The organism is Flavobacterium terrae (assembly GCF_900142035.1).
GTDB lineage: Bacteria > Bacteroidota > Bacteroidia > Flavobacteriales > Flavobacteriaceae > Flavobacterium > Flavobacterium terrae.
The window spans coordinates 1-2,671 of sequence record NZ_FQZI01000014.1 but is presented as its reverse complement, the minus strand read 5'-3'; the positions used below and the strand labels follow the sequence as shown (position 1 = coordinate 2,671).

Annotated in this window: 1 protein-coding gene; it reads right to left on the bottom strand. The window is 39.7% G+C overall.

What is annotated here, in order from left to right:
• Window positions 1–2 precede the first annotated feature (2 nt).
• Window positions 3–2,671, bottom strand: a 2,669-nt coding sequence (locus tag BUC09_RS14540) for a T9SS type B sorting domain-containing protein (RefSeq protein WP_143161949.1), incomplete at its 5' end; no start/stop codon positions are given.

Genomic DNA, 2,671 nt, shown 5'->3' with positions numbered 1-2,671 from the left:
ATTTATCGTTTTAAAGAGAAATGGGATTTAAATTCTTTGTTTTGTCCTTTTTCTTGGTAAAACACCACAAACCAGTAATCTGTCGAAGGCAGGTCTTGACCGTTAAAGGTACCGTTCCAACCACTACTCGATGGCCTGATTTCTTTTAGTAATTTTCCAAATCTGTCAAAGATATGAATTTTTGAATTAGGCTGATCTTTTAGTGCAGAAATATTCCATGTATCATGATATCCATCTCCATTTGGTGTGAAATATCTTGGATAGTCAATCAGTGTTCTAGTTACTGAAATTGGAGCACCACACCCATTTACATCACGAACATAAACTGTATGTTGTCCGGGCGAAACATCTACAAATACATTACTACTTTGATAAGCACCACCATCTAATGAATATTCATAATTCCCTGCTGGAGTAGCAATAACATTAATACTCATCACATCTGCAAAATAATCAGAAACAAAGGCTTCTAAAGACTCTGGACCTGATGAAGTTCCAACTGTTGCTGACGTTGGATCTGAAGAACACCCCGTAGCATTTGAAGTTACTACCACTGTATATACTCCTGGCGCACTTGCAACATAAGAACTACCATTTCCTATAGGAGCTCCTAAACTGTCTGTCCATTGAAAACTATAATCTGTAGCATTTAAATTCGTATTAATTGTATATGTACTTCCATTCAATGGTAGCTGTGTAATTGGATCAACACAAATAAAACCATCAACCAATGTAACTACAGGTACCGAATTAATTATCACTGTTACAGGTTTTATATCTTTACATGTTCCTGATAAACTTTGAATATAATATGTACCACCTACTGCAACAGCACTTGGATTTGCCAATGGTGTAGTTGCTGATGAATTTGTCCAATATGACAATGTTCCTCCTCCAATACTTCCTGCTGTAACTGCTGGATCTGTTAAATCTACAGTTCCTGGTTCACATACAGCTGAAGGATTTGTAATGTTTAATACTGGTGTTGGTAACATCGCATCATTACTAAACGATGCAGATGCAGTAGATGAACAACTTGTATTACTTGCAACAACTGTATAATTTGTACCTACAGCCATACCATTAATCGCTCCGCCCGTGCCAACTGTAGGGCCAACTGGGGTAAATACATACGTTAATGTAGCATCGTAATTCCCTATTGCACTCAACTCATCTGAAGTACAACTAGCAGCTGTAGAACTTATTGTAGGAACCGCTGGAACTGTTAACATCACATCATTACTAAACGATCCAGATGGTGCCGATGAACAACTACCATTTCCTGCCGTTACCGTATAACTTGTACCAACAGCCATATTACTAATCAATCCACTTGCTCCAACTGTAGGACCAACTGGTGTAAACATATACGTTAAGGTAGCATCGTAATTACTAATCGAACTAACCTCTTCTGAAGTACAAGTAGCGGCTGTAGAACTTATCGTAGGAACCGCTGGAACTGTTAACATTACATCATTACTAAACGATGCAGATGGTGCCGATGAACAACTTGTATTACTTGCAACAACTGTATAATTTGTACCTACAGCCATACCATTAATCGCTCCGCCCGTGCCAACTGTAGGGCCAACTGGTGTAAACACATACGTTAAAGTAGCATCGTAATTCCCTATTACACTCAACTCATCTGAAGTACAACTAGCGGCTGTAGAACTTATTGTAGGAACCGCTGGAACTGCCAACATCGCATCATTACTAAACGATGCAGATGGCGCCGATGAACAACTACCATTTCCTGCCGTTACCGTATAACTTGTACCTACAACCATACCACTAATCAATCCACTTGCTCCAACTGTAGGACCAACTGGTGTAAACATATACGTTAAGGTAGCATCGTAATTACTAATCGAACTAACCTCTTCTGAAGTACAAGTAGCGGCTGTAGAACTTATCGTAGGAACCGCTGGAACTGTTAACATTACATCATTACTAAACGATGCAGATGGCGCCGATGAACAACTTGTATTACTCGCAACAACTGTATAATTTGTACCTACAGCCATACCACTAATCGATCCGCCAGCTCCAACTGTAGGACCTGCCGGGGTAAATACATACGTTAAAGTAGCATCGTAATTCACAATTGAACTTGAGCCATCTGCAGTACAGGTAGCGGCTGCTGTATTTATTAATGGAATCGCGGGTGATCCTGGAGGTGTATTTATTGTAACTGATGTAGCTGGAGAAACACATGAAGAGCTAATATCTCTTACTATAACAGTATATGTATTAGGAATAACTCCTGTAAATGAAGGATTTGCTTGATAATTAGTTCCATTATCAATACTATACTCGTATCCAGCTCCCAAAGGAGATGTTACTGTAATTGTACCTGTAGTTACTGTACATGTAGGCTGAACAACTGTTACAACCGGTGCTGTAGGCGATGGATTAATATCAACTGAAACTGTTGGTGCCGAATACGCCGGACAACTAGCTGTAGCTCCAATATCATAACTAATTGTATAAGTCCCAGGTGTACTGCCATTTGGTGTGATCGCTCCAGTAGTTGGATCTATAATCAATCCAGTCGGTGTAGCACTATAACTACCCCCAGATGTTAATCCCGATAAAGTCACAGCAACTGGCGTAGTAATAGACTCACAATATGATGATGAGGCATAACTAAAACTGCCACTAGGACCAG